The 22,770-nt window shown below is 46.0% G+C and carries 23 protein-coding genes; 15 read left to right on the forward strand and 8 right to left on the reverse strand.

Annotated elements, in window-relative coordinates:
• Window positions 1–179: 179 nt before the first annotated feature.
• The 7 genes from OI18_RS21715 (at window position 180) to OI18_RS21740 (ending at window position 4,293) form a co-directional block, all read left to right on the forward strand.
• Window positions 180–515: a hypothetical protein gene (locus OI18_RS21715; protein ID WP_039143998.1), complete on the forward strand. Its 336-nt coding sequence runs from the start codon at window positions 180–182 to the stop codon at window positions 513–515.
• Window positions 516–559: 44 nt separating this feature from the next.
• Entirely contained in the window at window positions 560–772 is a 213-nt protein-coding gene (locus OI18_RS24595; protein ID WP_152616923.1) for a hypothetical protein, read from the forward strand.
• Window positions 773–1,127: 355 nt separating this feature from the next.
• Complete coding sequence (locus OI18_RS21720) at window positions 1,128–2,405, forward strand: epoxide hydrolase family protein (protein WP_240312819.1); 1,278 nt, start codon at window positions 1,128–1,130, stop codon at window positions 2,403–2,405.
• 40 nt (window positions 2,406–2,445) lie between these two features.
• Window positions 2,446–2,667: a tautomerase family protein gene (locus OI18_RS21725; RefSeq protein WP_039144000.1), complete on the forward strand. Its 222-nt coding sequence runs from the start codon at window positions 2,446–2,448 to the stop codon at window positions 2,665–2,667.
• Window positions 2,668–2,844: 177 nt separating this feature from the next.
• On the forward strand, window positions 2,845–3,240 hold the full coding sequence (locus OI18_RS21730) for a LytR/AlgR family response regulator transcription factor (RefSeq protein ID WP_160290276.1): 396 nt from the start codon (window positions 2,845–2,847) through the stop codon (window positions 3,238–3,240).
• A gap of 92 nt (window positions 3,241–3,332) precedes the next feature.
• Window positions 3,333–3,866, forward strand: coding sequence for a YceI family protein (locus OI18_RS21735; RefSeq protein ID WP_039144002.1), 534 nt, complete (start codon window positions 3,333–3,335; stop codon window positions 3,864–3,866).
• A gap of 22 nt (window positions 3,867–3,888) precedes the next feature.
• On the forward strand, window positions 3,889–4,293 hold the full coding sequence (locus OI18_RS21740; protein WP_052273475.1) for a LytR/AlgR family response regulator transcription factor: 405 nt from the start codon (window positions 3,889–3,891) through the stop codon (window positions 4,291–4,293).
• A gap of 19 nt (window positions 4,294–4,312) precedes the next feature.
• Here the strand turns inward: OI18_RS21740 and OI18_RS21745 are convergent, their stop codons facing one another.
• From OI18_RS21745 to OI18_RS21765, 5 genes are read right to left on the reverse strand one after another with little or no spacing between them, the layout of a single operon-like run.
• Window positions 4,313–6,025 (reverse strand): hypothetical protein, encoded by a 1,713-nt coding sequence (locus tag OI18_RS21745; protein WP_039144004.1) that lies wholly within the window; start codon window positions 6,023–6,025, stop codon window positions 4,313–4,315.
• The gene (locus OI18_RS21750) at window positions 5,994–8,345 is read right to left on the reverse strand and encodes a hypothetical protein (protein ID WP_039144006.1); all 2,352 of its coding nucleotides are present in this window, start codon (window positions 8,343–8,345) and stop codon (window positions 5,994–5,996) included. The genes OI18_RS21745 and OI18_RS21750 overlap by 32 nt, the downstream gene beginning before the upstream one ends.
• Window positions 8,342–9,079: a hypothetical protein gene (locus tag OI18_RS21755; protein WP_039144008.1), complete on the reverse strand. Its 738-nt coding sequence runs from the start codon at window positions 9,077–9,079 to the stop codon at window positions 8,342–8,344. The genes OI18_RS21750 and OI18_RS21755 overlap by 4 nt, the downstream gene beginning before the upstream one ends.
• On the reverse strand, window positions 9,043–10,185 hold the full coding sequence (locus tag OI18_RS21760) for an AAA family ATPase (RefSeq protein ID WP_039144010.1): 1,143 nt from the start codon (window positions 10,183–10,185) through the stop codon (window positions 9,043–9,045). Before OI18_RS21760 ends, OI18_RS21755 begins: the two co-directional genes overlap by 37 nt.
• A gap of 10 nt (window positions 10,186–10,195) precedes the next feature.
• Window positions 10,196–10,819: a hypothetical protein gene (locus OI18_RS21765; RefSeq protein WP_152616924.1), complete on the reverse strand. Its 624-nt coding sequence runs from the start codon at window positions 10,817–10,819 to the stop codon at window positions 10,196–10,198.
• A gap of 192 nt (window positions 10,820–11,011) precedes the next feature.
• Between OI18_RS21765 and OI18_RS21770 the strand changes: the two genes are divergently transcribed.
• Together OI18_RS21770 and OI18_RS21775 are read left to right on the forward strand one after the other, a co-directional pair.
• A complete protein-coding gene (locus OI18_RS21770; protein ID WP_039144060.1) occupies window positions 11,012–11,395 on the forward strand; it encodes a DUF2750 domain-containing protein in 384 nt (127 codons plus the stop codon).
• Window positions 11,392–11,811, forward strand: a complete 420-nt coding sequence (locus OI18_RS21775) for a contact-dependent growth inhibition system immunity protein (protein ID WP_052273477.1) — start codon at window positions 11,392–11,394, stop codon at window positions 11,809–11,811. Before OI18_RS21770 ends, OI18_RS21775 begins: the two co-directional genes overlap by 4 nt.
• 521 nt (window positions 11,812–12,332) lie before the next feature.
• Here the strand turns inward: OI18_RS21775 and OI18_RS21780 are convergent.
• Together OI18_RS21780 and OI18_RS24050 are read right to left on the reverse strand one after the other, a co-directional pair.
• Window positions 12,333–12,569, reverse strand: coding sequence for a hypothetical protein (locus tag OI18_RS21780; RefSeq protein ID WP_039144014.1), 237 nt, complete (start codon window positions 12,567–12,569; stop codon window positions 12,333–12,335).
• Between the two features lie 53 nt (window positions 12,570–12,622).
• Window positions 12,623–12,967, reverse strand: coding sequence for a hypothetical protein (locus tag OI18_RS24050; protein ID WP_052273478.1), 345 nt, complete (start codon window positions 12,965–12,967; stop codon window positions 12,623–12,625).
• Between the two features lie 1,405 nt (window positions 12,968–14,372).
• Between OI18_RS24050 and OI18_RS21790 the strand changes: the two genes are divergently transcribed.
• The 6 genes from OI18_RS21790 to OI18_RS21815 all read left to right on the forward strand — a co-directional run bounded on the left by OI18_RS21790 (window position 14,373) and on the right by OI18_RS21815 (window position 21,359).
• Window positions 14,373–16,613 (forward strand): tetratricopeptide repeat-containing sensor histidine kinase, encoded by a 2,241-nt coding sequence (locus OI18_RS21790; protein ID WP_039144016.1) that lies wholly within the window; start codon window positions 14,373–14,375, stop codon window positions 16,611–16,613.
• Window positions 16,588–18,486 (forward strand): sigma 54-interacting response regulator, encoded by a 1,899-nt coding sequence (locus OI18_RS25150; RefSeq protein ID WP_039144018.1) that lies wholly within the window; start codon window positions 16,588–16,590, stop codon window positions 18,484–18,486. The genes OI18_RS21790 and OI18_RS25150 overlap by 26 nt, the downstream gene beginning before the upstream one ends.
• Window positions 18,487–18,666: 180 nt before the next feature.
• Window positions 18,667–18,963: a hypothetical protein gene (locus tag OI18_RS21800; RefSeq protein WP_039144020.1), complete on the forward strand. Its 297-nt coding sequence runs from the start codon at window positions 18,667–18,669 to the stop codon at window positions 18,961–18,963.
• Between the two features lie 37 nt (window positions 18,964–19,000).
• Window positions 19,001–19,414 (forward strand): nuclear transport factor 2 family protein, encoded by a 414-nt coding sequence (locus tag OI18_RS21805; RefSeq protein WP_039144022.1) that lies wholly within the window; start codon window positions 19,001–19,003, stop codon window positions 19,412–19,414.
• Between the two features lie 14 nt (window positions 19,415–19,428).
• On the forward strand, window positions 19,429–20,469 hold the full coding sequence (locus OI18_RS21810; RefSeq protein ID WP_082038087.1) for an alpha/beta hydrolase: 1,041 nt from the start codon (window positions 19,429–19,431) through the stop codon (window positions 20,467–20,469).
• A gap of 29 nt (window positions 20,470–20,498) precedes the next feature.
• Window positions 20,499–21,359 (forward strand): alpha/beta fold hydrolase, encoded by an 861-nt coding sequence (locus OI18_RS21815; protein ID WP_052273479.1) that lies wholly within the window; start codon window positions 20,499–20,501, stop codon window positions 21,357–21,359.
• A 79-nt stretch (window positions 21,360–21,438) separates the two neighbouring features.
• Here the strand turns inward: OI18_RS21815 and OI18_RS21820 are convergent, their stop codons facing one another.
• Entirely contained in the window at window positions 21,439–22,737 is a 1,299-nt protein-coding gene (locus tag OI18_RS21820; protein WP_039144024.1) for a vanadium-dependent haloperoxidase, read from the reverse strand.
• Window positions 22,738–22,770 lie beyond the last annotated feature (33 nt).

Genomic DNA, 22,770 nt, shown 5'->3' on the forward strand with positions numbered 1-22,770 from the left:
ATTGTATTATATCGTCCCGCTTATTAATAAAATATCGAATGATCCTCAGAAAAATTACTATGGCCCATATCAAAAAGTAAAGTTTGAAAAAATGAGGGAGGCGTTAGGCGTAGGTAAAGATTTAGACTTTACCATAGTAATAAAACAATTAGAATAGGGCGTCATAGGATTATCCTGGTATGAATAACGAACTTAATTTAGCACTCGACATATTGAAGGAAACCGGATCTGCCAGGGTTGGCGATTTTCGGTTAGAGCTGGATGGTAGTGACTCTCTTTTAGTTATTGGTTGGTCCCAGTATTTAACTTTCTCAAATTTGACAAAGCAGATTTGTATAAATGAATTAGCGGAAGTGAAGGATGGTTATAACAGGATGCTGACTTTATCCCGTGAATTTGAAGAATTTACTAGGAGCAAATCAATTGAATTTAAACTCTACTATGATGATGGAGGTAGAGTGTCCATTGAAATATGTTCTGAGAAGAATGGCGTTATTAAATGTTTTCTAGACTAACTAACGTCACCGGGCCTGATTGTTCTAAATTAAAACGTAGTGATTTGAAATATGTATTATTGGCTGCAACGGTGATAGTGATTGCTCTTTTGGGATTTAATGTTTTTATTTGGGTAATTGCGCAAGGTGCAGGACATAATATTCCCTCGCGAACTAATTTTATTTTTGGAGTAAGAACAGTTGTGCTTGCAGGTCTTGCTGCTTTTTTAATTACTGTAAAAAGAAAAAGGGCTAACAAACGAAAAGATCCAGAATAAGAATCCAACGAAAAGCCAGCAGCCTGCTGCCGGATCAGTTTGACTCCCACATTTTATCAAATAATTCGGACAAACGGCTCTGATGCTGTCCGGATCTTCCTCTTTCAAGGTGAACTCGAATAGCATCTTACCCTGATATGAGCCCGCAGGACGCTTGTCCTGCGGGCTTTTGTATTTGAAATTGTACTGTTCGCCTGTTGAAATGCCTGCTTCACCCTATCCAATGGCTGCTTACACTTTCTTCGGGTTGGATACCCCCTGCCTCGGGAGGTACTTTTACAAAGTCAAATTTAAAACACAGATGATAAGCCAATCATCGAAAGCAATTCAAAAACTAAAAAAGAATAAAATGAAAATGGCAAAATTTCTAATTGCAGGTATGGTGCTCGGAGCAGCACTGACTTTGCAGAGCACAGCTGCCAAAGCACAAGGCAGTTCAAGTGCAGGTGTAAACACAGCTGAAGCAATCCGTCCCTTCAGGGTGAACGTTTCGGAAGCTGAAATTCAGGATCTCCGCAAACGGATCCAGGCGACAAAATGGCCCAGCAAGGAACTGGTTAAGGATGCGACGCAGGGCGTGCAACTGGAAACCATGCAGAAGCTTGCACAGTATTGGGCAACAGGTTACGATTGGAGAAAGGTTGAAGCAAAGCTGAACGCCCTTCCACAGTTCACAACGAACATAGACGGAGTGGATATTCACTTCATCCATGTCCGGTCTAAAGAGAAGAACGCAATGCCCGTCATCATTACCCATGGATGGCCTGGCTCAGTCATCGAGTTGCTGAAAATTATCGATCCGTTAACGAATCCGACTGCTCATGGTGGAAAAGCGGAAGATGCTTTTGACGTTGTAATTCCATCCTTACCAGGTTACGGATTTTCCGCTGCGCCCGGCACTACCGGTTGGGGTCCTGATCGGATTGCGAAGGCCTGGACAACATTGATGAAGCGCCTTGGCTATACCAAATTTGTTGCACAGGGCGGTGATTGGGGTGCAATGGTCGTAGATGTAATGGGTACGCAGGCGCCCAAGGAATTACTTGGTATTCACCTTAACTGGATTTTCGCGGTTCCGCCGGACATCGATAAAGCGATCCAGTCCGGTGCCTCACAACCTGCTGATATTTCCGCCGACGAAAAACATGCATGGGACCAATTGGACTTCTTCTACAAGCATGGTGTAGGTTATGCAGTGGAGATGAGCAATCGGCCACAAACTCTTTACAGTGTTGGCGATTCCCCTATCGGACTCGCAGCATGGCTTCTTGATCACGACGCATTGAGTTATGCACTGATCGCAAGGGTTTTTGACGGTCAGACAGAGGGGCTTACAAAGGATGATATCCTCGACAACATCACACTTTACTGGCTCACAAACACAGCGGTTTCGTCGGCGCGGATCTATTGGGAAAACAAGTACGCCTTCTTTGCACCGAAACACGTCAATATCCCCGTTGCCGTGAGCGCATTTCCTGATGAAGTTTACCAGGCACCGAAGAGCTGGGCAGAGCAGGCTTATCCAAAACTTATCTACTACAACAAGGTGAGTAAAGGTGGCCACTTTGCAGCATGGGAACAACCTCAGCTTTTCGTATCAGAAGTAAGGTCAGCATTTCGCTCACTGCGTTAATCTCTGTGACCAGCATTATTAAATTATTAAATTTAAAATTATGCCTTACGTAAAAATTGAATTTACCCGTGAAGGGGGAGTATCCCGCGAACAAAAGCGAACAATTATTAAAGGTGTGACAGATGTTATCACCAGTACACTGAATAGGGATCCTAATTTAACCCATGTAGTGATCCAGGAAGTGAACCTCGATGACTGGGGAGTTGCCGGTGAACAGACCTCCGTTTTGAGGGAACAGGGATTCACTGCAGAAAAAAAATGAGTGTATAAATACCTCTACACCTTCAAACATCTCTCGGTTAAGAGAGATGTTTTTTTATTGCCATCAACTCATTCCTGGCTAACTTTATGCACTCCAAAATTGCTGTCCATGGAAACGTAATAATCCATCTGTCGGTATAACGCTGTGATTCGATAGGTTAAAGCACAAATGAGTTATATGGACTATCATAAGGTTAGCAATTTCGATTTATCCCAATTCAATAGTGAGATCATCAAGAAGAATTTCCTGGTATTCAGGGATAATAAATATTCTACTATTCCAACGGAGCAAATTGCATATTTCTTTGTAAAACATGAAATAGTTGTATTGGTGACTTTTGGCAGGGAGGAATATTTTGTACATTATTCCCTGGAGCATCTCCAACGCCTTTTATCTGAGCAGTTGTTCTACAGGTTAAATCGGCAATACCTTGTCAGTTTTAATGCAATAAAGGAAGTTGAGCATTACTTTGCCCGAAAACTCCTGGTGACACTTTCTTTGACAAACATGGATAAGTTAGTTGTTTCGAAAGAAAAAGCAAGCAGTTTCCTGCACTGGCTTGGCAACAGGTGACCCATCAAGCCAATGATTGAATATGTGAGCCAGGTCACACGATCAGACTCCCGGTATGCACCATCTTTGTGATGAATTAAAAACAACAAATCATGGAAACGAAAAGATTTAAACTGCTTGCCAACCAGAGTAATATTGACTGGGTAGGTCGCAAGGTTACCGGTGCACACAATGGCACCATTGATTTCAAAGAGGGTTCATTGGTTTTTGATGAAGGCCAGCTTACTGGTGGACAATTTGTAGTTGATATCAGTTCACTGAAAATTCTTGACATTGCTGATCCTGAAACAAATGCAAATATGGCCGGACACCTGGCTTCGGATGATTTTTTTGCATCGGACAGGTTTCCCGAGGCTTTTTTTGAAATCAAGTCGGTAGTAAGGGCAGGAGACAACAGTTACAACATTTATGGGGATCTGACTATCAAGGGTATAACCCACGCTGCAAATTTTTCAGCAATATATTACCAGCAGGATGGCACCTTTTCAGCATCTGGTAAGATCGTAGTGGATCGCACCCGTTACAATATGAAGTTCCGTTCAGGCAATTTTTTCAGGAACCTGGGTGATACTTTGATCTACAATGAATTCGATCTGAATGTTACCATTTTGGCAAAAGCTGCCTGATTCATATCTAAAAACAATTGTTATGGAATTTCCAGTTAGTGGAAACAGTTTCGTTGTAGCAGATGCAGGCATAAATAATTATGTTGGTAAAAGAAGCTTCCTGGTACATAAGAGGAACAAGTATTATACTGTTCCTACGGACCAGGTCGCATACTTCTATATAAGTCATGAAATTCCTGTCCTGGTGACCTATGACCGGCAGGAGTATTTTGTGAATTATTCGCTGGAAAGTCTCCAGCAAATGTTGACCGGCAGGCAGTTCTATCGTTTGAACAGGCAATACCTGGTAAGTTTTAACGCGATCAAAGAGATCGAACATTATTTCGCGCGGAAGTTACTGGTCGCCCTCACAATTCCCACTAAGGAGAAATTGCTGGTATCCAAGGAAAAGGCAAGCAGCTTTTTGAAATGGCTGGAGAACAGGTAAATAATCCATAGCTGATCCATTACAGACCGATTGGTTTATTTTTCTTTTCCTGCAACAACTGGTGCCTGTACAGCACAATATCTTTCTGCAACTTATTGTCATCAGGAATGAGCAGCTTCAGCTCTGACAATATATGCGGGTTCTCTGGCGCAAGCGAGGAGATTATTTCAAATAAAATTGGACGAACCTCAACACTTATATCCACCAAAGCGTCATAGTCTATTTTAAGCACCTGCAGGAATTTTTCGCTGTTACGCTTATGGATGTTCGTTGAATAGAAAAGTTTGATCTCTTTGATGCGTTCTTTTTCGTCTCCGATATGGGAAAAATATCTGCCCAGGCAGGTAACGGCTTCTTTCCCTTCATTCCAGCCACGCAATAGTGTAGCCTGTGCCATCTCATGGTCTTCAAGCTTGTGACGATAGATCCGGGAAGCATCTAGGTATTGGTATTGCTCCTGTTGCCTCGTAGCTGCCTGCAGGTAATAATTGCGCGCATCTTCATATTCTTTTAATGATGCGTGCAGGTCGCCGACTTTTTCGGGGTTGTTGAGTTGTTTATACAAATCAATGGCGCGACGGGTCATGTCTGCTTTTGTATAACATTCTGCAGCTTTTTCCAGCTGGTTGTTCTTATGATAAAGCGCTGCGGCTTCTGCATAGAATTTCCCTGTTTCCAGCACCTCGGCTGCTCTATGCGGATTAGCCAGCAGTTTCAGGTAAATGAACGCTGCTTTTTCATATTGCTGCCGTTCGATCAAATCATTTGCTGCTTTATGGTATTGTTCCTGCAGCCTGGCCATTTCATTATTTGCCAGGTAGACTGTTGCACCTGAGCCCGAACCCGTTCCCGAAAACAAAGAAAAATTCATCCAGCGCCTCGACAGTTCAAATGCTCCCGGTTGCGATCCCCGTGACGCACCGCGGCTGTCGATCGGGATCGCGTATTTAAGCGCCTCTGCGGGATTGTCGCGAAATAGTTCCAGCAGTTTATCTACTTCCTTTTTATTCCGCTCCTCCAGCATTTCCAGGTTAGCAGCAAGCTTTTGCATTGGCTTTTCCAGTCCTGATTGCGAAAACAGTTTCGCCATAAAGTTCCGGAAACGCGACCTCGGGGCAGCTGCATCTGGCTTGCCTCCAAGTAGCAGTCGCAACAAATACAGTTTGATCTTCTCAAAGAAATTTAATGGTCCGGCAGTCAATGGTGCAGGGAACAACTCTTTATTCATCTGTTCGATCAGGTCGTCCGGCGATCTTTCTTCCACGATGAAAATTTTGATATCGCCGGGAATAAAGACAGTTTCTGCAGGCACAACAGATTCAACCTGCTCAACTGCGGGCAGGCCAACAATCTCTTCCCAAATGATTGGAGCCGGCAACTCTATGAGTCCGAGTTCGGGATGCATTAGGTGCCTTGCACCCCTGAATAGTTGCTGGTAGTCGGTCGATATTAAAATTGGCCGGAGTGCAGTGCAGGCGGGTATGAACAAAACATCCCCGGCAAGCTGGAATAATGGATGCCTCGTGTTAGGCAAATTTCCTTCGTTCATCACTACCAGGCACCCCCATACGCTGTTGGCAGTTTTCCCGGGCAGCGGGTATACAACTGTTTCCTTTAGTTGAATACCGGCCTGGAAAATATCCCTTAGCCAGGTGCTGGGTGAAGCGGCCTCGACCAGGAATGCCTTTACCGGCCAGGAATTATTTTGTACGGGTGCGATGGCCAGTTTCATGATTGAAAATATGATGGATGAATGCAACTATATGTCTATTGTAGAAGTCAGGAACGGAAATCTTTTTCTGCCCGTTCTCAGGTGCCAGGTAATATTCGTTCCCCGAAAACTCTGTAGCGGTTGCCATAGCACCAGAAGTATCCAGCACGGCGGGAAGGTGGATAGCAGGTAAACCTTCATGGCTGCTCACGAGCGTAATCACTCCGGTTTCATAAATGGTTACCGAACTTCCGTCATTGAAAACAAAAAAGGCACTTGTTCTGTCGCTGTCTTTTCTTTCAGCCCTGATCATTTCCGTAGTGGGGCTGCCATGCACATGTTCAAAAGATATTCTTCTTTCATGCATTACCAGTTGGTGGTTATTAATTCTGAGATGTCCTGCTGTTGTTATCCCAACGTAATTTGCGTTCTTCAAAATGGGATATCCATTTTTTTGTACGCTTATTTCACTGTTGTTTTTCTCCACGTATTCATGATATTCCGTCAACCATTCATTACCGGGAGTCGCTTCCACTTTTTGTAACAGGTAATCAAATTTATATGTCTGGGAATCCGTCATATACCAAAAGCAATCTTTGTGAAAGAAGAACTCGGGGTGGCTCCTGGTTGTACGCCATTCGGTAAATGTTATATTCCATATTGTGTCGTTCGCAAAATTGACGATCTCCAGCTTTTTCCTGCCGGTATTGAAACTCAGGAAAACGAATGTTCCTGTTGACTCTTTTGCCATGGCGAACAGGCTCGCACCAGTCTGGATTTTTTTTCCGGTCAGCCAAAGGCCTTTACTGCTGGTTGTTCTGCGTGTCATGAAGAGATACCTCGAGGAAAGAATGAACTCCTGGTCATCACATTTGAAGATCCTGTACTTTCCTGGCAGGTACTGGTAAAGCAGTGGTGGTAACGACGGGCTCGTACGCTGCAATGCAACAGTGTCCATGGGAGCCTCAATTTTCGGCTTGCCGTTTTTCCAGATCTCTGCCAATGGAAGTTCAAGCTGCTGAATGAAGATCCTTCCTTTCCTGCTGTTCTGGTACATCCGGATCAAGCCGGAATGATCTACTGTCAGCAGGTATTTGAATGACTGCTGGAATTCCCCGAGTACTTTTTGCACTGGCGTCGTTTCCAGCGACTCGGCGGCAATGACAAGAATCACCTCATGTGATTTCTTTGGTGTGTGCTGTTCCAGGAATTGCCGAAGTCCTGCAGCGGGATCCACAACTGCATCCAGGTGACGCAGGCTGTTGATCAGCTCTTCTTTGGAATTCATCAACACGGGTGCGACGGAACTGCCAATGGCAGCAGTATGGACGGGGATATTGGTTTTCGGATGCCGATACAGGGCCAGCATAATGCCATAGGCGATCAGCTTCGGTGTGCCCCAGTTCCGGATACTCACGTCAGCCAGTATGGTACGCGCGGCATCGGGGTTGGCGGGGGGCGCTTCCCGGTACAGGTACAGGGCTTCGTTGTTTGCGAGCCTCGACAAAAACACCAGGTTATCGTTGGCATATTCGGATACCAGTAACTTATCGAAATCCCCTTTATTCGAAAGATCCGAAATACCGCCGAAGGGCTGGTCAGACGGATCAGATTGATGGAATGGGATGCGTAGTCCCGACCAGAGATGTTTTACCAGCGATGCTACGAGGAAGGTCCTTGGTTCATCAAGTAATTCTTCCAGCAGGTCGCCCGGGGAAGTCTCTTTCGGCAGCTCTATTTCGGGAACTTCCGGCAGGGCAGCAATGGCCTTAATTAACTTTTCTGTGTCGCTGAATTTCCGGCGCAACAGGTCAATGCATTTGATATCCCGTTGTATGATCTTAGACGTTATTGTTACGCTTTGATCGGTAAGGAAGAAAAATGCTTCCCTGTTGCTGTTGTAAATACTCTTTGCCTCCTCCAGAATCCTTTTCGAATCTTTCAGGCTGCAATTACCATGACTTTCTGCAAATAACACCTGGAGCAATTGCACCCGCTGTTTTCCTTTCAATACGCTTTTGAATACCGTGCTGATCATTTCCAGGAATTCAATAGTTGCTTTGATCTGCTCCTGTGCATTAGTCAATGTTGTTATGCCGGCAAGCTGTAGTATCGTTTTTATCCTTCCCAGCTTATTCGCGGAATCCTCATTGGTCGCAACCATTACCAGTAGGAACGCGCCGAAAGGCGGAAGTCCTTGTGCGCTTAACGGTTCAAGGGTTTCAATCAAATGCCTGCTGTACCCGATGGTCCTACCACCAGGCACTGCAATCACTTCTCCATCATCTTCCAGTTGCCAGAAGTAATTGGTGCACGGCTGGAAATACTCTTTGGAAGTCATGCTGAAATAGTTTGCCGGTATGAACTGATAGAAAGCTGGCGGAAGTTCTCTTTTTCCAACCTTAACAATGAGTCCGTATCCGGCCACAGTAATATTTCTTCATCTGTGATCTCCAGTGTTTCAACCAGCCAGTCCGTCAACGCCGGGTAAGCTGGTTTGAATCCTGTAGGCAGCAGCATGTTTTTATATAACCAGAACGCCTTGCCGGGCAAGGGCAACAAGGGCGTGCCAACTACCAATGCAAACGTTTCCGTCATCTTCAAAATGAGCCATTGCAGGTGCCGCAGCCTTACAGCGGGTGCAGTATGTATATAGTGTTGAAGCTTGTCAAGGTGGACCAGTGATGCTACCGCTTCCTGCTCTTCGGCTGATGGTACCAGTTGGTATTTCAGCTTTGCGCCCATCCCGAAATAATTATGGTTCATGGACGGCTTTTCCACCCGCAAAACTTCATGCAGGCGATTCCAGCTTGTTATGTCGGGGTATTTAGATTGCGGGACCAATCCACCCGGGTTACAAAGCCATCCATCCCTAACTTCAAAGATCCGGGTGAAGGGGATAGACCTGATCTCCACGCTGTTAACCTGGTCGGCCGTTAGTCCACTGATGTAACAACGATCATCCTTTTCACCAAGCAACAGGTTGTCCCAATGCCTTACTGGAAAAACATATGACCGGTGATCAGCCGCCAACTCAATCAGGAAGCCGGAACTGCCTGCAGGATCTGTTGCCATAATTTTTCAATTTCAGATTTCACGAATGTCCGCTGGTCGTTGTGCCTGATCCAGTCGCATCTTGTCTGCACGTATCGCAGCTTGTCTTTGATCACGTTCTTTTCCTCGTAGGAGAGGGAATCCGATGCCCATTTTTTCGAGAGATTCACAACCTCCTTCATCAGCTCTTCTGCGTCGGGGAAATGGTTGTGCTGAACGAGCGGGTGCGCGTGACTACCGATATCTTTTTCAATGACGGAATTGATCATTCCCTCCAGGATCTCCATTTGTTCTTCCGTGTCCCAGATGTATTTCAACACCCACAGGTCGGAGAGTCGCGCCGCTGTTCGGCCGCAGATCATTGCGCTGGCGGCAATGAGGTTCTGTAGTTTTACTGCACGACGATCGGAGACTTTGATCCCGGTATTGCGGAGGGAGTGAACCACATCAACAAAAGACTGGCGGATAGGGGACAGGTCAGTATTCCGGCATTCCTGCTGCAGGTGCAATATGTCAGCTGGGGTGATCGATGGCTGCATGTTGCCACGTGTTGTTGAGTCGAGGTTCCAGCCGGCCAGCAATACTTCCATGAGTTTGTCGGGGTCCACATAATCACATTTCACCCTTACCAGGAAGCGGTCGAGCAGTGCAGCCAATGATTCTTCTTCCGGCAGCTGGTTGCTGGCACCAATGAAGATCAGTGCAGGAAGCCTGCGACTTTCCTTGCCCCGCCGGAAAATTCGCTCGTTCAGTGCCGTTAGCAGGCTGTTCAGGATGGCACTGTTGGCATTGAAAATTTCGTCGAGGAATACCAGTGATGCTTCGGGCATCATGCCTTCGGTATTGGTCGACAGCTCACCATCTCGGAGTTTCCGGATATCAAACGGACCAAAGATTTCGTTAGGTTCGGTAAACCGGGTGAGCAGGTATTCGAAGTTGTTACCTCCGTCGAGGCATGCGGATAGCTGGCGGACGATCGCGCTTTTGGCGGTACCAGGGGGACCAAGTAAGAAAAGGTTCTCTCGGGCTACCATGCTGATTCCCAGCAGGTCAATGATCTCATCCTTTCCGACAAAGGTTTTTTTGAGGTAGTCGAGTACTGCTACCAATTTGTTCATCTCGTTCATAAAGCAGGACTTAATTCCAAAAAGTGTCCCTGTGATTGCCCAGGGTGGCATTAATTTCTTTATTCAATGGCGGGGTTTCCGCCAGTTTTTGGTTGCGGGTTTCGATGATCCTGTTCACATACAGTTGCTGCAGGCAAGCATCACCGGTGACTGTCACCAGGTCTGGATTTGCAGGTGGCTGATTCAGCAGCAGTCCAGAGTAGTGCCAGGTTTCGAGGTGTTTTACCAGTAATGGCACCAGCGGGTCGTTGGGATCGATGGCAGCAGCTTTATGCGCAATTGCAGGTACAAAGCGCAGGCAGAGATCAGCCGACAGCATCGCTGCTGCTGTAATCTCTCCCTCGTATGACGGTAACAGACTGCTGATCTCTTCGGGTGCATGTTTCCGGAAGAGCAGGAGCTGGGCTGCGAAGTAGCAGGTTCTTGCGCCCCACAATGCGACGGCTGCGTTAAAGGCTGGCGGCGTACCTGGGTATTCTAACCGTTCTCTTTCATATTCTTCCAGCAGGAAATCCATTACAATGGAATCTTCGTTCGTGTCTGCCTGGTGCAGGCCATTATGTAAGGTGAGCGATTCTTCCGTTCTTAACAGGTAAATAGCATCCAGGAAGCGGGATCCGGGTGAGTGTGGCATAAGGTTTAGTTGGTTAACGCAGGGTAGGCGTTTTTCGTTCCCAAAATACACAAAATGTTGGATGGGGAGGTAAAAAGCGGTTACGGCTTAGCGAAAGGCGAATTGATATTAGTTTCTTTTAGTATATACTGACATAGCTTTTGCCTGTATATTTGGTCCGGGATTAAAATAAAGAAAATCTTAACTGTGGGAATGCACGACAAAGAGATTGAGTCTGTTTCAAAACTGGAACCATTTGAGCGGTATAAATACTTTATCAAACGCGTGGCAGACACGGAGGTTATGTACACTTTAGTCGATGAGAGCGGAGAGTTTGTATTAGCTGAATTAGGTGACAATGTGCTGTTGTCTTTATGGTCGGCTTCTGAGTTTGCTGCGTTATGTATGATTGATAAGTGGAGTGGATTGACGGTCAAGGAAATTTCGCTCGGGGAGTTTGATGAGGAAATAATTGACGAGGCAGTGGAAGGTAATTGGCTATTGAATATTTTTTCTGTAGGAGTAAAGTCTGGTTTTGTTGTCAATTTAGACGAGTTTACCAGGGATTTAAGTGAAGAATTGAAAAGATATTCATGAAACTTGAAAATAACTGGCGACAGAAATCTCTTGAAGCATTGGAGAAACAGGACTGGGGCGACACTGCGACTGCGCCTACTACTCTTGTGAAGCGCTGCATTGGATTAAGCAAGATTCCAGTTGGTGCTTTCACTGCGGGTGACCTGCGACTTATGATTGCGCAACAATTTGGTTTGCCCTACCTGGTCCCCTTAGCAATTGAAGAATTAGAGAAAGATCTCCTTGTTGAGACGGATTATTATGAGGGCGACTTATTAGCCAGCATTTTAGACGTCAACCTGGAATTCTGGAAGACTAACCAGAGCTACTGGTCAGAAGTTAACCGCCTGATCCGGGACAGGAAACAGGAACTGGGTCAGAAGAAAATTTCAACTGCCAAATTTGAGAGCTTAAATTTGACTGACGCGGAAACTTAACCAACCTTGCAAACCACGAAAATCCAAAAAACACTTTGGTAGTTGCGGGTACCTACTATATTTGGTCCGGAATGGCTCTCTTACTTGAGGGTACTTAAACCATTGGTTGAGTGAAACTTTTTTGTTACTTCGACAGAAATTTCTCTCAGTCGTGCTTTACTTTTCTCCCAGTTTTGCTTCACATTCCTAGTACTTTTCTAGCACTTTCCTCTAGCTTTTCTCTTGCGTTCACAGCAAATTGACGGCAAATTGGCCTTGCTTTCACCTTACTATAACCGTCATTTGAATTCCGGGGGTTTTTTTGGAGACGGAGGTTTTGAGATGGGAGGAGCAAAGTTGGCTATACATCCTGTCACTTAGAAATTTTTGTCAGAATCGTACCAAAGTCCGGAATAATGGGCGCGGGATATGGCAGAATTGGTCATTACCTTTTCTCGCTACTCGAAGTATTCGAACCCCGAGACGGTTACTATGGCTTGTTGGGGAAGTGCAGCATGGCGGGAAGGCCCTGAGTGCTGCGTCTACTCCCGTGCCAGCAGTTCCTGCAATTGCTGGTCGACTACCGACTGTGGGCCAATTTTAGTGATCCGAAACACGCTGGTGAGTTTGTGCAGCTGCCTGTCGCTCAGTGGTTTTGTTCCTTTGATTGCCCTGCTGATGGCGCCTTTCGGGAAGGCACAGAAGTGGTCCAGCTTGGACAGGTTAAATACCTGGGCGTCAAGCACAAACTGGAGTATTGGTGGGAGCGGTGTTGTCATGAGCACAAGGTAAAAAGGGGCTCGATTTTACGCAACCGTGTTTTAACGGTATTTCAGGTTTTTTCAATCCATCCCTTCTGGGTGTCTAAGATGATCGGGTAAAGTGAATAGTCGAACCAATCGCAAAACATTTTGAATGTTCTCTTTTTGGGCCACATCGTTTCGTCGATGATCCAGTCGAATAACTCTTCTTCGAATAACTCGAAGAAGTTCTTCTTCAGCCATTTTTCCATTTCTGCCTTGTTTCCGTAGGCAGGAGCCAGATAAACGTTAGTTTCCATGTCGTCGTCCTTGAGATCCAGTCCAGGGGCGCCCGCCACAACCCAGTCTTTGAAAGGTTGCTTTGGCCGTAGGACAATGGCAGAGCGTTTCAAATGTGCAAAGTTGTCGTCTAACATAACCGGCAATATACAAACTGGTCATTAAACCGAGGCACGTTGTGCAGGCCAGTATGTAACCTTCCATTTTCGCTATAGTATAGCCGAAATCTGGCGTTTTCGGGTTGACGTGGCCCTTGGCTCATTTGCGCGGTCCGAGGGCAACCACGAGGCTTAAAATGGGCATGGCGGCGCTTTTTGTCGGTTGTGTGCAGGAGGTCGATAGGCTGGGCCACCGGCCGTATGGACTGCAGATTATGGTCATTCGGGTATATACAGGTAGCCATTCATGCAAATTTCACTACTAAGTCACTGGTGAATCACTAGTGTCGGCACTAAGGTTTCACTAGTCGTTTACTGGTGTCTGACATATGTCGGAAGCACTTTTGACTGCTCTTCTAAGCTTCTTCATTGCTTTATGAAAGGTTCATCTACTGGTTAGGGGTTGGCGGCGAATTCCTGGTTATCACTTCAGTCATTCATGCCACCCAGGGAATGTTATTCACGCCATTTTCTCCGGGCGAGCTATGGTTATTCTCCGCAAATCCTCCCTGCTCAGTAGCACTTTTCCAGCACTTTTCCAGCACGTTTGTTGCGCTTTTCTCTGGCTCTCCCGGCACTCTCCCGGCTCTTTCCCAGCACTCAGGCCAGGTTCACATGGTGTAAGCAACCTGGGAAAAGAACCGGCGTATTCCAGGTGCGGTATGTATTGAATTAATTGAAAAAAACGTGTCGTTCACGCATCCCTGTGTATGTCGTTCATGCATTTCTGTGGCTTCCGGCATGCTTCTGGGACGCTTGTTTCTGGCTTCCAGGATGCTTCCAACATGCTTCCGAGATACTTTTCGGATGCTTTTTTTATGCTCCGTTTATTCTTATAGACGGCTCTTTCACGGCTTTGTGAAGGCTTCCATCCAGGACAATGATATGCAAAAGGAAAATGATTTCCAGGCGCTATTTCATAATCCGATAAAAAAAGGGAATAATCCGATTAAAAGGCGGAATAATCCGTTTGCCACTCCTGGAATGTACCGTTCAATACGAGAATGTTGAAACGCTTTATTTCAACCTGTATTCATACTTTAAGTAAGCCATAGTTGATAAGGCTTTCGTCCTGATCTCAGCGAGCTCTGATTTGTTGAATTCCAAAATTCGCCTTAAAATGAATAGTTTGTTATACAGGGGAACTAGCAGGGCAGGATCATAACTTGCCAACTGTATTGGATTTGTTCAGTTATTATTTCTTTCGTCTCCTGGGATTCGGAAGCCGGGTTGCTGGAGCTGGCAGTATGATCCTGATCTGTTGACATGAAGAAAATAAAACAATGATATATGCCAAAAAGGGCGTTTTTACCGGGTATAAATGTGCCAGGTGAAATGGCAAAAATCTTCCTAAATTGTAGTAAGGCTGGCTCCTAACCACGGTATGCGGACTGCCATCACTATACTATTCCTGCTTTCCGTTTATGCAACCAGATTATGTGCACAACAAGGAAACTCAGATCCTGCACTAATTGACAAACTGTTGCAAAACGCCAAAACACTTATATTCAAAAAAGGCGAAGAGCCTAAAGACCTGGACAGCAGTATCACACTCCTGGTAAAAGCTGAGGAACAGGCTAAACTCAGCGGCGATCGGAACCAACTGGGGGCAGCACACCTGCTGCACTCGCAGGCCTTACGCGAACTAAAACAATCCCAATCCGGGAAACCATTTGCCGACTCGGCACTCGCAATCTTTACCAAAACCCATGCCGTCAACAAAATCGCACATGCTTACATTGAGATCGCTCAATACTATAATGCGTTTGATGCCAAAGAACTTCCCCAAAAGATCGTGTATTATGAAAATGCCCGGGAATATTTCCTTTTGTCCCGTGATACCCTGAACGCCGCCGATGCTTACAAAGTCATCGGTGAGCTTTATGGTATGAAGTACGACTATGCAAGCGCCATCTCCCAACTTCACAAAGCACTGGAATTAGGTCAGCCATTCAAAGGATTTGACCTGCAGGGAACATATGACCTGTTGGGTGACCACTACACTTCGAACGGTAACTCACTTGAGGGTATCCGCTACGGTTTACTTGCCGTTAAAACTGCGGAAGTTCAGCAGGACTCCAGTCAATTGGGCACCCTTTACAATCGCCTGGGAACTACCTACCTGGGACTGGATCAATTTGAAAAGGCCGATGAATATTTTCAAAAATCCCTGGCCATTGCCATTCATAACAGCGACACAGTTTCAATTTATATCCTGGCCACTAACATTGGGATTAACTACGTCCTTATGAACAGGGGCAGGGAGACCCTGGACCTCATCAATAAAATCACTAAAACTTACCCACGCCCTCCCAATTCAATGATAAACCGGCTTTATATGAGTAGTTATATCCTGGTGAACCAGCCGGATTCGGCAACACGTTATTATAATCTTCTCAGCAAAGCCCTAACCGAATTATCGCCAACGGATCCCACACGCCGGGCATTAGAAGGCCCCATTATTAAATATTTAATTGCAACAGATCAATTATCCAAAGCCTACCAGCATCTCAGTTCTTATTACGAAATGCGAAAGACCTCACCTTCCGCAATTGCTGACAGGCAATACCATTTGTGGTCGTTCATAGTGGATTCAATGAGCGGACAACTTGCATCGGCCGTTCGTCATTTCCAACAGTACAAGATCATCTCTGACTCGCTGTATAATTCTCAAAAAAATAACCTGGTAGAACAACTTAAAATCGAATATGAGACCGGCAAGAAAGATATGGAGCTGCAGTCGCGCCAGGCAAATATCCAACTGCTCACACAGCAGAGCCAATCGCAGCAGAAGATCATCAGCCAGGAAAGACTTATCAGGAACATGATCATTTTTATTTCCATCGCCTTGCTGCTGCTGCTCATCATTGCATATAACCGGTACCGGCTTAAGCAGCGCAGCAATCTTCAACTGGAAAGTCAGCAACAGGAAATTAACCGGAAAAATCAAACACTGCAAAGACTGGTGGGCGAAAAAGAGTGGCTTATGAAGGAAATCCATCACCGCGTTAAGAATAACCTCCAGACCGTTATTGGATTACTGAATGCCCAGATCGCCCATCTGCAGCACAAAGACATGAAAGAAACCCTTCGCAGCAGCCAGAACAGGATCACTGCCATGTCGCTTATCCATCAGAAGTTATATCAAACGGAAGGCAGTGCAGAAACCTATATGCCCGCTTACATTTATGAACTGGTAGATCACCTGCGGGAAGTTTACGGGGTAAAAGGAAAGATCGGGTTTGACCTGGACCTCGATAAAGCCACGCTTAATGTAGCCCTGGCAGTGCCTGTTGGATTGATCATTAACGAAGCAGTTACCAACGCGATCAAGTATGCCTTCCCTGGTAGCCGCACCGGTGTTATTGAAATTCGTTTCAAGGATAATATCGAAACGTATATGTTATCAGTAAGTGATAATGGGTGTGGTATGCCCTACGGGAACGAAACTACACATACCAACACTTTGGGATTCCAGTTAATGGCAGGACTGGCCAGGGAGATCGGTACTGAACTCGAAGTAGTTGCGAGTCCCGGCCATGGTACCAGCATCTCGCTTCAATTTTCACCTAATCCTGAAATGCTCAATATCAAAGAATATGCGGGGGAAAATTCTGATCGTTGAAGACCAGTTTATTGAAGCACTTAACCTCAAGATCATCCTGGAAAATGCGGGATACCCGGTCTGTGAACCTGCGCAATCTGTCTATGAAGCATTACAGTCAATTAAGAAGCACACCCCGCAACTGGTAATAGTGGATATCTTCCTGAAAGGGCCAAAGACAGGGATAGACCTTGCCAGGTACCTCAGGGAAAATCATATTCCCTTTATTTACCTGTCTGCCAATACCAATGCAGATGTGCTCGAAGCAGCAAAAAAAACACATCCTTACGGTTTTCTTGTCAAACCTTTCAGGGAAAAGGATGTTTTGGTAGCGTTGGATATTGCGCAATATCATCATGATCACAGCCTCGAGTCACAACTGTTCCGGGAGAAAGTACTGGCTAACGAGCTGGATCATATATCTGCAGGTGAGGAGGACAAAATCCACCGTATAGCCAGTTCGCTACAGGCACATATCCCTTTTGATTATTTTGCAATAGAGTCTCCGTCAAACGTTCAATCGCAGCATGGGAAAGGGTTACTGAGGATCGGTTTCAAAGAGTACCAGGAGATTGGCCCGACTGAACTGAGGAATATTAGCCGGCAGGCCTTGCCCATCGATGATTCGATCAAACTACAGTTGCAGTTTTTAAAAAGGCCTGCGATCTATTCCGGCGAAACAATGGAAACCATCACTAAAAATCAACCATTGTTCCGTTTGCTGGCAGATTCGTTTTCCTTCTCCTCTGGCCTGGTATATCCATTTGATAATGGAAGCGATCAAAAGCCAGTCTTATATTGTTTCAGCAGGAAAGAAAATGCATTTCAAAAGGAGCACCTCGAATTGTTGGGCCGGGTAGAACGGAAGATCCAAAGTATGCTTCATCCAGTTCCAACCGGCGAAAACCAAATTCACACCAAAAATGAAGCAATCAGCAGGCGACCCCTGGCTCATGATGATGACCTGATCATTGGCACAAGTGACGCCTTAATGAAAGCCCTGGATAAATTATCACTTGTAGCTCCCTGTGATGCGTCAGTGCTGCTGATTGGTGAAAGCGGGACCGGCAAAGAAAAATTCGCTGCTTACCTGCATCAGCATTCGGCAAGAAGCAGTCAGCCCTTTATAAAGATCAATTGTGCCGCTATACCCGCCAACCTCGTCGAATCTGAATTATTTGGCCATGAGAAAGGTGCTTTTACCGGGGCGCTGGCACGCCGGATTGGAAAGTTTGAACTGGCAGATGGTGGCACTTTATTCCTTGATGAAATAGGTGAAATGCCACCCGAGCTGCAGGTGAAATTGCTGCGTGTTCTACAGGAAAAAGAAATTGAAAGGATAGGAAGCCATAATACAATCAAAGTAAATGTAAGAATAGTTGCTGCCACAAATAAGGACCTGGAAAAGGAAATTGCCGAATCGAGGTTTCGGCTCGACCTGTATTACAGGCTGAACGTTTTTCCCATCGAGCTTCCACCACTTCGGCTACGCCAGGATGATATCATATTGCTGGCCAGGCATTTTCTGCAACTGGCTTGCAGCAAACAACATAAAGAAGTCCCAACCATAAATGCAGCAGCCTGTGAGGAATTGCTGCAATACTATTGGCCTGGAAATATCAGGGAACTCCAGCACATCATTGAACGAAGCGTTATCCTTTGCCAGGGGAAGGAAATCCAAAGCTTTCACCTGCCATTATCAACCTCTCACGCTGACAAACAAGCGCCGCTTAAAACCTGGGAAGAACAGGAACGCGACTATATCATTTCCATTCTTAAGAGCTGTTCAGGAAGGATCAGTGGTGAAAAAGGGGCGGCCAAAGTCATGGGAATACCCGCCACCACGCTGGAATACAAAATGAAGAAGCTTGGGATCAAAGGGAAAATTTCCTGAAGCTTTTTCACGAATAGCCGTGAATCCCACTACCTGTTTTCCCGATTAACCGGGAAAACCGTCCTTCTTTTCAAACACCCGTTTCTGCAAAATCTTGTTACTCAGTTTGTTGTCAATTCCGGAACAGGATTTGGCATTACTACCTCGTCCACCACGTTGAACTATTGAAAATTAACTTCTATGAACCAGCTTAACCAGGAAGCATCCGCTGTGTTCTCCGCACTTCGGGCCATGGGATTCCATCAAAATTTCAAAATGGAAGGTGACTATATCCTGTCAGTAACTGTAAAAGTACATGTATCGGAGTTTGTAATACTGGAAGTACGCCCGCTCCAGTGCGGCCTAAGACAAGTGACACGATTGAATATCTACCTGGTAGAAAGCTATTCCGGCATCAGGGGCCTCCTGATCACCAGCGTCAAGCACAGGATGGAAAACCTGACTGAATCAATGCTTGAGAAGTTATGGGTGGGATGAATAACAAAAATATTTTCTAAACATAAAAAACAACAACATGGAACAAAGACCACCTTTCCCCCCGTTCACGAGGGAAACAGCACTACAGAAAGTTCAGCTCGCAGAAGATGCCTGGAACACCAAAGACCCGCATAAGGTGTCCCTTGCTTACACCGAAGACACCGAATGGCGTAACCGCGACCAGTTTATGAATGGCCGCGAGGCGGCAGCAAAATTCCTGGAAGCTAAATGGAAGAAGGAGCTCGACTACAAACTGAAAAAAGAATTGTGGGCATTTACCGACAACCGTATAGCAGTGCGGTTTGAATATGAATGGCACGATGAAAAGGGCAACTGGTTTCGATCATATGGTAATGAGAACTGGGAGTTCGAACCCAATGGATTAATGAAGAAAAGATACGCGTCCATCAATGACGTTCCTATCCAGGAGAAAGACAGAAAATTCAAATAGTAAAAACTCCAGCCATGACCACATCCAGTTTTGTTCCCGGGAAACTCTTCCTGGTTTTATTAACGAGTACAACACTTCAACTAAAAGCTCAGAAAATGAATTACGCAACGGATCCCCATTTAAGCGTGGGCACGAAACAATTTTTAAAGGTTCTAAATGCCGGCGGTCCGCCGGTAGAAAGCCTGCCGCCACTCGAAGCCAGGAAAGTTCTCGAAAATGCCCAGTCAGCTGTGAAGGTCGACCTGTCCGGTGTTGATTTTTCAACCAGAACCATCAACACTGATGGTTACAGCATTGTGCTGGACATTGTAAAGCCAACCGGAACAAAAGAGGTCCTGCCTGTTTTTGTATTCATTCACGGCGGCGGTTGGGTGCTGGGAGATTTTCCCACGCACAAGCGACTGGTACGTGATCTCGTGGTTGAATCAGGATTAACAGCAGTGTTTGTAAACTATACAAGAACGCCTGATGCACGGTATCCCCGTGCAGTACACGAGATCTATGCAGCGACCAAATGGGTGGCGGAACATGGTAATGAAATTGGAGTGGACGGGAAAAGGCTGGCAGTAGTAGGAAATAGTGTCGGGGGTAATATGACGGCAGTGACTACCCTGATGGCAAAAGCCAATGGTGGTCCGGAGATTAAATTACAGGTCATGATGTGGCCCATTGTTGATGCACAGTTCAATACAGAATCGTACAAACTGTATGGCGAGCAACGTTTCCTGACAACGCCGCTCATGAAGTGGATGTATGACCTGTATACAACCGATCCAAAGGAGAGGAAGGAAATCTATGCATCACCGTTACAGGCGAGTGTTGAACAACTGAAAGGACTTCCCCCGGCACTTATCCAGGTTGCGGAAAACGATATCCTGCGCGATGAAGGTGAAGCTTATGGGCGTAAGCTTGATGAGGCTGGCGTTCCCGTTACAACAGTACGTTATAATGGCGTTATCCATGATTTCGGGATGTTGAATGGAATGGCTGATCTTCCTCCGACCCATTCGCTGATCTTACATGCAGCCGCTGAGTTGAAAAAGTATCTGCGTTAACCAGATTTATCACCAATTATTAATTATTTATGAATGCTATACATTATCGCAAGGTTGCCGCCTTGGGCACCGAAATTTTCTACCGGGAGGCAGGAGAGAGGCATAATCCACACATTCTTTTACTGCACGGGTATCCAAGTTCATCTTTCATGTTCAGGAACCTTTTGCCCATCCTGGGTAAGGACTATCATGTAATAGCCCCTGATCTTCCCGCGTTCGGCTTTTCAGGTGTGCCTGACCCGGCAAGCTTTGCTTACACTTTTGAAAACATTACTGCCGTTATACAGCATTTTATTGATTTGCTGCAGATAGAGCGTTTTGCGGTATACATCTTCGATTACGGTGCACCAATCGGCCTAAGGCTGGCGATGGCGAATCCTGGAAGAATTACTGGGATAATCTCACAGAATGGAAATGCATACGAGGAGGGATTAAGTGAAGGCTGGAATCCCATTCAGAAATACTGGTATGATCCCAGCGAGGCGAACCGGGATGAACTCCGGAAATTCATGACAGCCGAATTCACGGCGTATCAATACCGGGAAGGGGTAAGCGACCAGACATTGATTTCGCCGGACGGCATCGAGCTGGATCAGTATTTCCTTGATCGGCCAGGTAATATGGAAATCCAGCTGGACCTGCTGAAAGACTATGTAAGCAATGTCAGGTTATATCCTTCTTTTCATCGCTACCTGAACCAGTACCAGCCGCCATTCCTGGCGGTCTGGGGTGACAAGGATCCCTATTTTTTACCCGCGGGTGCCAAGGCTTATAAAAAGGACCTTCCCAACGCAACCATCAAATTCTTCGACACCGGTCATTTCGCATTGGAGACTCATGCAGATGAAATTGGCAAGGAAATTTTGTTGTTCATGGAAACTATAACTTGATCAGTAATAAACTTTCCCGGTAATACGTACCTGGCCTTTCCTCCCTTGCCCCCCCTTCATTTCGGCTTCAGTGTATATTTTAGTGCACAGGTTGCAGATGATTCTTTATTGTCCATTTTCCCACATTATTTCCCATTTCCTGCCCCGCTTCACAGGCAAAGCGGAAGTGGATGCCAACCACGACTCTGGAATCGGCGTTTTCATCCGCTGCCTGTTTGAAAGTTTCAAAACTTCTTATCGCGCCTTCAGGAACAGCAGTGGTACTTGTCATGGAAAAAGGACTTTGGTTTCCAAAAAAATGAGTCAATACCGTTGCAGCGGCGTTTGCCACGGTGGCATGTCCTGAAGGATAATCCGGTACCGGGGGTGTTGCTATTAAAGGTTCCCAGTTCGGATCAGGTGTCGTGTTATCATTACCATCGGTAGCGGCGGCGCGAATAGCTGTATATGGTCTCCAGAAATTATAATAATACTTGGCCTCCCAACAGGCAATATAGGCATCAGCCATAGCAATATTGACGAGTGCAAACAAACGGGCAGTCTGGTATAACCCTGTACTATGTTCCGTTGCCTGTATCCTGGTAATCCTGTTCCAGCCTATATCAGAGAGCTCAAACCACCAATGCGCATAAGCAGTCTGGTCAGCTGTACGGGTTGTACTGTTGATTATACCCACTTCCTTTACTTCTTCAAAATCCTCCGTATAGAGAGGGCTGCCCAGGTCAGGAGGAGGTGATGAGCGGAACTGGTCATTCGCCTGGAGCGAAAATGCTGGTATACTGCCCCAGAAAGGTGCATATACAACATCGAACGGAGGCACTTCAATGTAGACTCCAGGTACAGTGGATGCAGGCCAGTCTGCTAACGGATTCTGAAATGCGCCATCTCCGTCACGCATCTCCAGGATGGCATTCCCGGATGCAATGCCCAGGGCGATGCCCTGCGTCTTAGCGGTTCCGTCAGGAATGCCTGACAGTGATTCGGTAAGCTTAGCATCGAGCGTTGCACCATAATCAGGCCACGATGCCTTTAATACAGTGTGGGCAGCACTGGCGGTGGCTGCAAAAGGGTTAGCCAAAGCGTATTCCTGGTGATAACTATATTGTTCGTAAACCGGAACAATTGCGTTCAGCGCATCATGCATGGCTATATGCATCATAGCCGCGATACGTGCAGCCAATGCCGGATGTCCTTCCGCAGGACCACCCGCAGCGTCAAAAGCCACGTTACTCCATTTAATGATTTCGTCATTTGGAAGGACGTCCGCAAAGTGTCCGCCCTTACCATGATGCTTATACAGGTTTACTTTTTCGCAACCAGCCATCGTGATTACTATCGCTGCAATGAACAATAGCAATAGATTTCTCTTCTGTCTCATTGATGAAGGTTTAAATGATGAATAATAGAATTG

This window comes from Flavihumibacter solisilvae, from assembly GCF_000814475.1.
GTDB lineage: Bacteria > Bacteroidota > Bacteroidia > Chitinophagales > Chitinophagaceae > Flavihumibacter > Flavihumibacter solisilvae.

What these genes read in the sequence shown, in the direction of transcription:
- OI18_RS21815 (WP_052273479.1), top strand. Translation starts at nt 20,499, where the DNA reads ATGAATGCTATACATTATCGCAAGGTTGCCGCCTTGGGCACCGAAATT.
- OI18_RS21720 (WP_240312819.1), top strand. Translation starts at nt 1,128, where the DNA reads ATGGCAAAATTTCTAATTGCAGGTATGGTGCTCGGAGCAGCACTGACT.
- OI18_RS25150 (WP_039144018.1), top strand. Translation starts at nt 16,588, where the DNA reads ATGCGGGGGAAAATTCTGATCGTTGAAGACCAGTTTATTGAAGCACTT.
- OI18_RS21740 (WP_052273475.1), top strand. Translation starts at nt 3,889, where the DNA reads ATGGAATTTCCAGTTAGTGGAAACAGTTTCGTTGTAGCAGATGCAGGC.
- OI18_RS21780 (WP_039144014.1), bottom strand. Translation starts at nt 12,569, where the DNA reads ATGACAACACCGCTCCCACCAATACTCCAGTTTGTGCTTGACGCCCAG.
- OI18_RS21810 (WP_082038087.1), top strand. Translation starts at nt 19,429, where the DNA reads ATGACCACATCCAGTTTTGTTCCCGGGAAACTCTTCCTGGTTTTATTA.
- OI18_RS21770 (WP_039144060.1), top strand. Translation starts at nt 11,012, where the DNA reads ATGCACGACAAAGAGATTGAGTCTGTTTCAAAACTGGAACCATTTGAG.
- OI18_RS21765 (WP_152616924.1), bottom strand. Translation starts at nt 10,819, where the DNA reads ATGCCACACTCACCCGGATCCCGCTTCCTGGATGCTATTTACCTGTTA.
- OI18_RS21820 (WP_039144024.1), bottom strand. Translation starts at nt 22,737, where the DNA reads ATGAGACAGAAGAGAAATCTATTGCTATTGTTCATTGCAGCGATAGTA.
- OI18_RS21790 (WP_039144016.1), top strand. Translation starts at nt 14,373, where the DNA reads ATGCGGACTGCCATCACTATACTATTCCTGCTTTCCGTTTATGCAACC.
- OI18_RS21715 (WP_039143998.1), top strand. Translation starts at nt 180, where the DNA reads ATGAATAACGAACTTAATTTAGCACTCGACATATTGAAGGAAACCGGA.
- OI18_RS21760 (WP_039144010.1), bottom strand. Translation starts at nt 10,185, where the DNA reads ATGAACGAGATGAACAAATTGGTAGCAGTACTCGACTACCTCAAAAAA.
- OI18_RS24050 (WP_052273478.1), bottom strand. Translation starts at nt 12,967, where the DNA reads ATGTTAGACGACAACTTTGCACATTTGAAACGCTCTGCCATTGTCCTA.
- OI18_RS21775 (WP_052273477.1), top strand. Translation starts at nt 11,392, where the DNA reads ATGAAACTTGAAAATAACTGGCGACAGAAATCTCTTGAAGCATTGGAG.
- OI18_RS21735 (WP_039144002.1), top strand. Translation starts at nt 3,333, where the DNA reads ATGGAAACGAAAAGATTTAAACTGCTTGCCAACCAGAGTAATATTGAC.
- OI18_RS21725 (WP_039144000.1), top strand. Translation starts at nt 2,446, where the DNA reads ATGCCTTACGTAAAAATTGAATTTACCCGTGAAGGGGGAGTATCCCGC.
- OI18_RS21750 (WP_039144006.1), bottom strand. Translation starts at nt 8,345, where the DNA reads ATGACTTCCAAAGAGTATTTCCAGCCGTGCACCAATTACTTCTGGCAA.
- OI18_RS21805 (WP_039144022.1), top strand. Translation starts at nt 19,001, where the DNA reads ATGGAACAAAGACCACCTTTCCCCCCGTTCACGAGGGAAACAGCACTA.
- OI18_RS21730 (WP_160290276.1), top strand. Translation starts at nt 2,845, where the DNA reads ATGGACTATCATAAGGTTAGCAATTTCGATTTATCCCAATTCAATAGT.
- OI18_RS21745 (WP_039144004.1), bottom strand. Translation starts at nt 6,025, where the DNA reads ATGAAACTGGCCATCGCACCCGTACAAAATAATTCCTGGCCGGTAAAG.
- OI18_RS21755 (WP_039144008.1), bottom strand. Translation starts at nt 9,079, where the DNA reads ATGGCAACAGATCCTGCAGGCAGTTCCGGCTTCCTGATTGAGTTGGCG.
- OI18_RS21800 (WP_039144020.1), top strand. Translation starts at nt 18,667, where the DNA reads ATGAACCAGCTTAACCAGGAAGCATCCGCTGTGTTCTCCGCACTTCGG.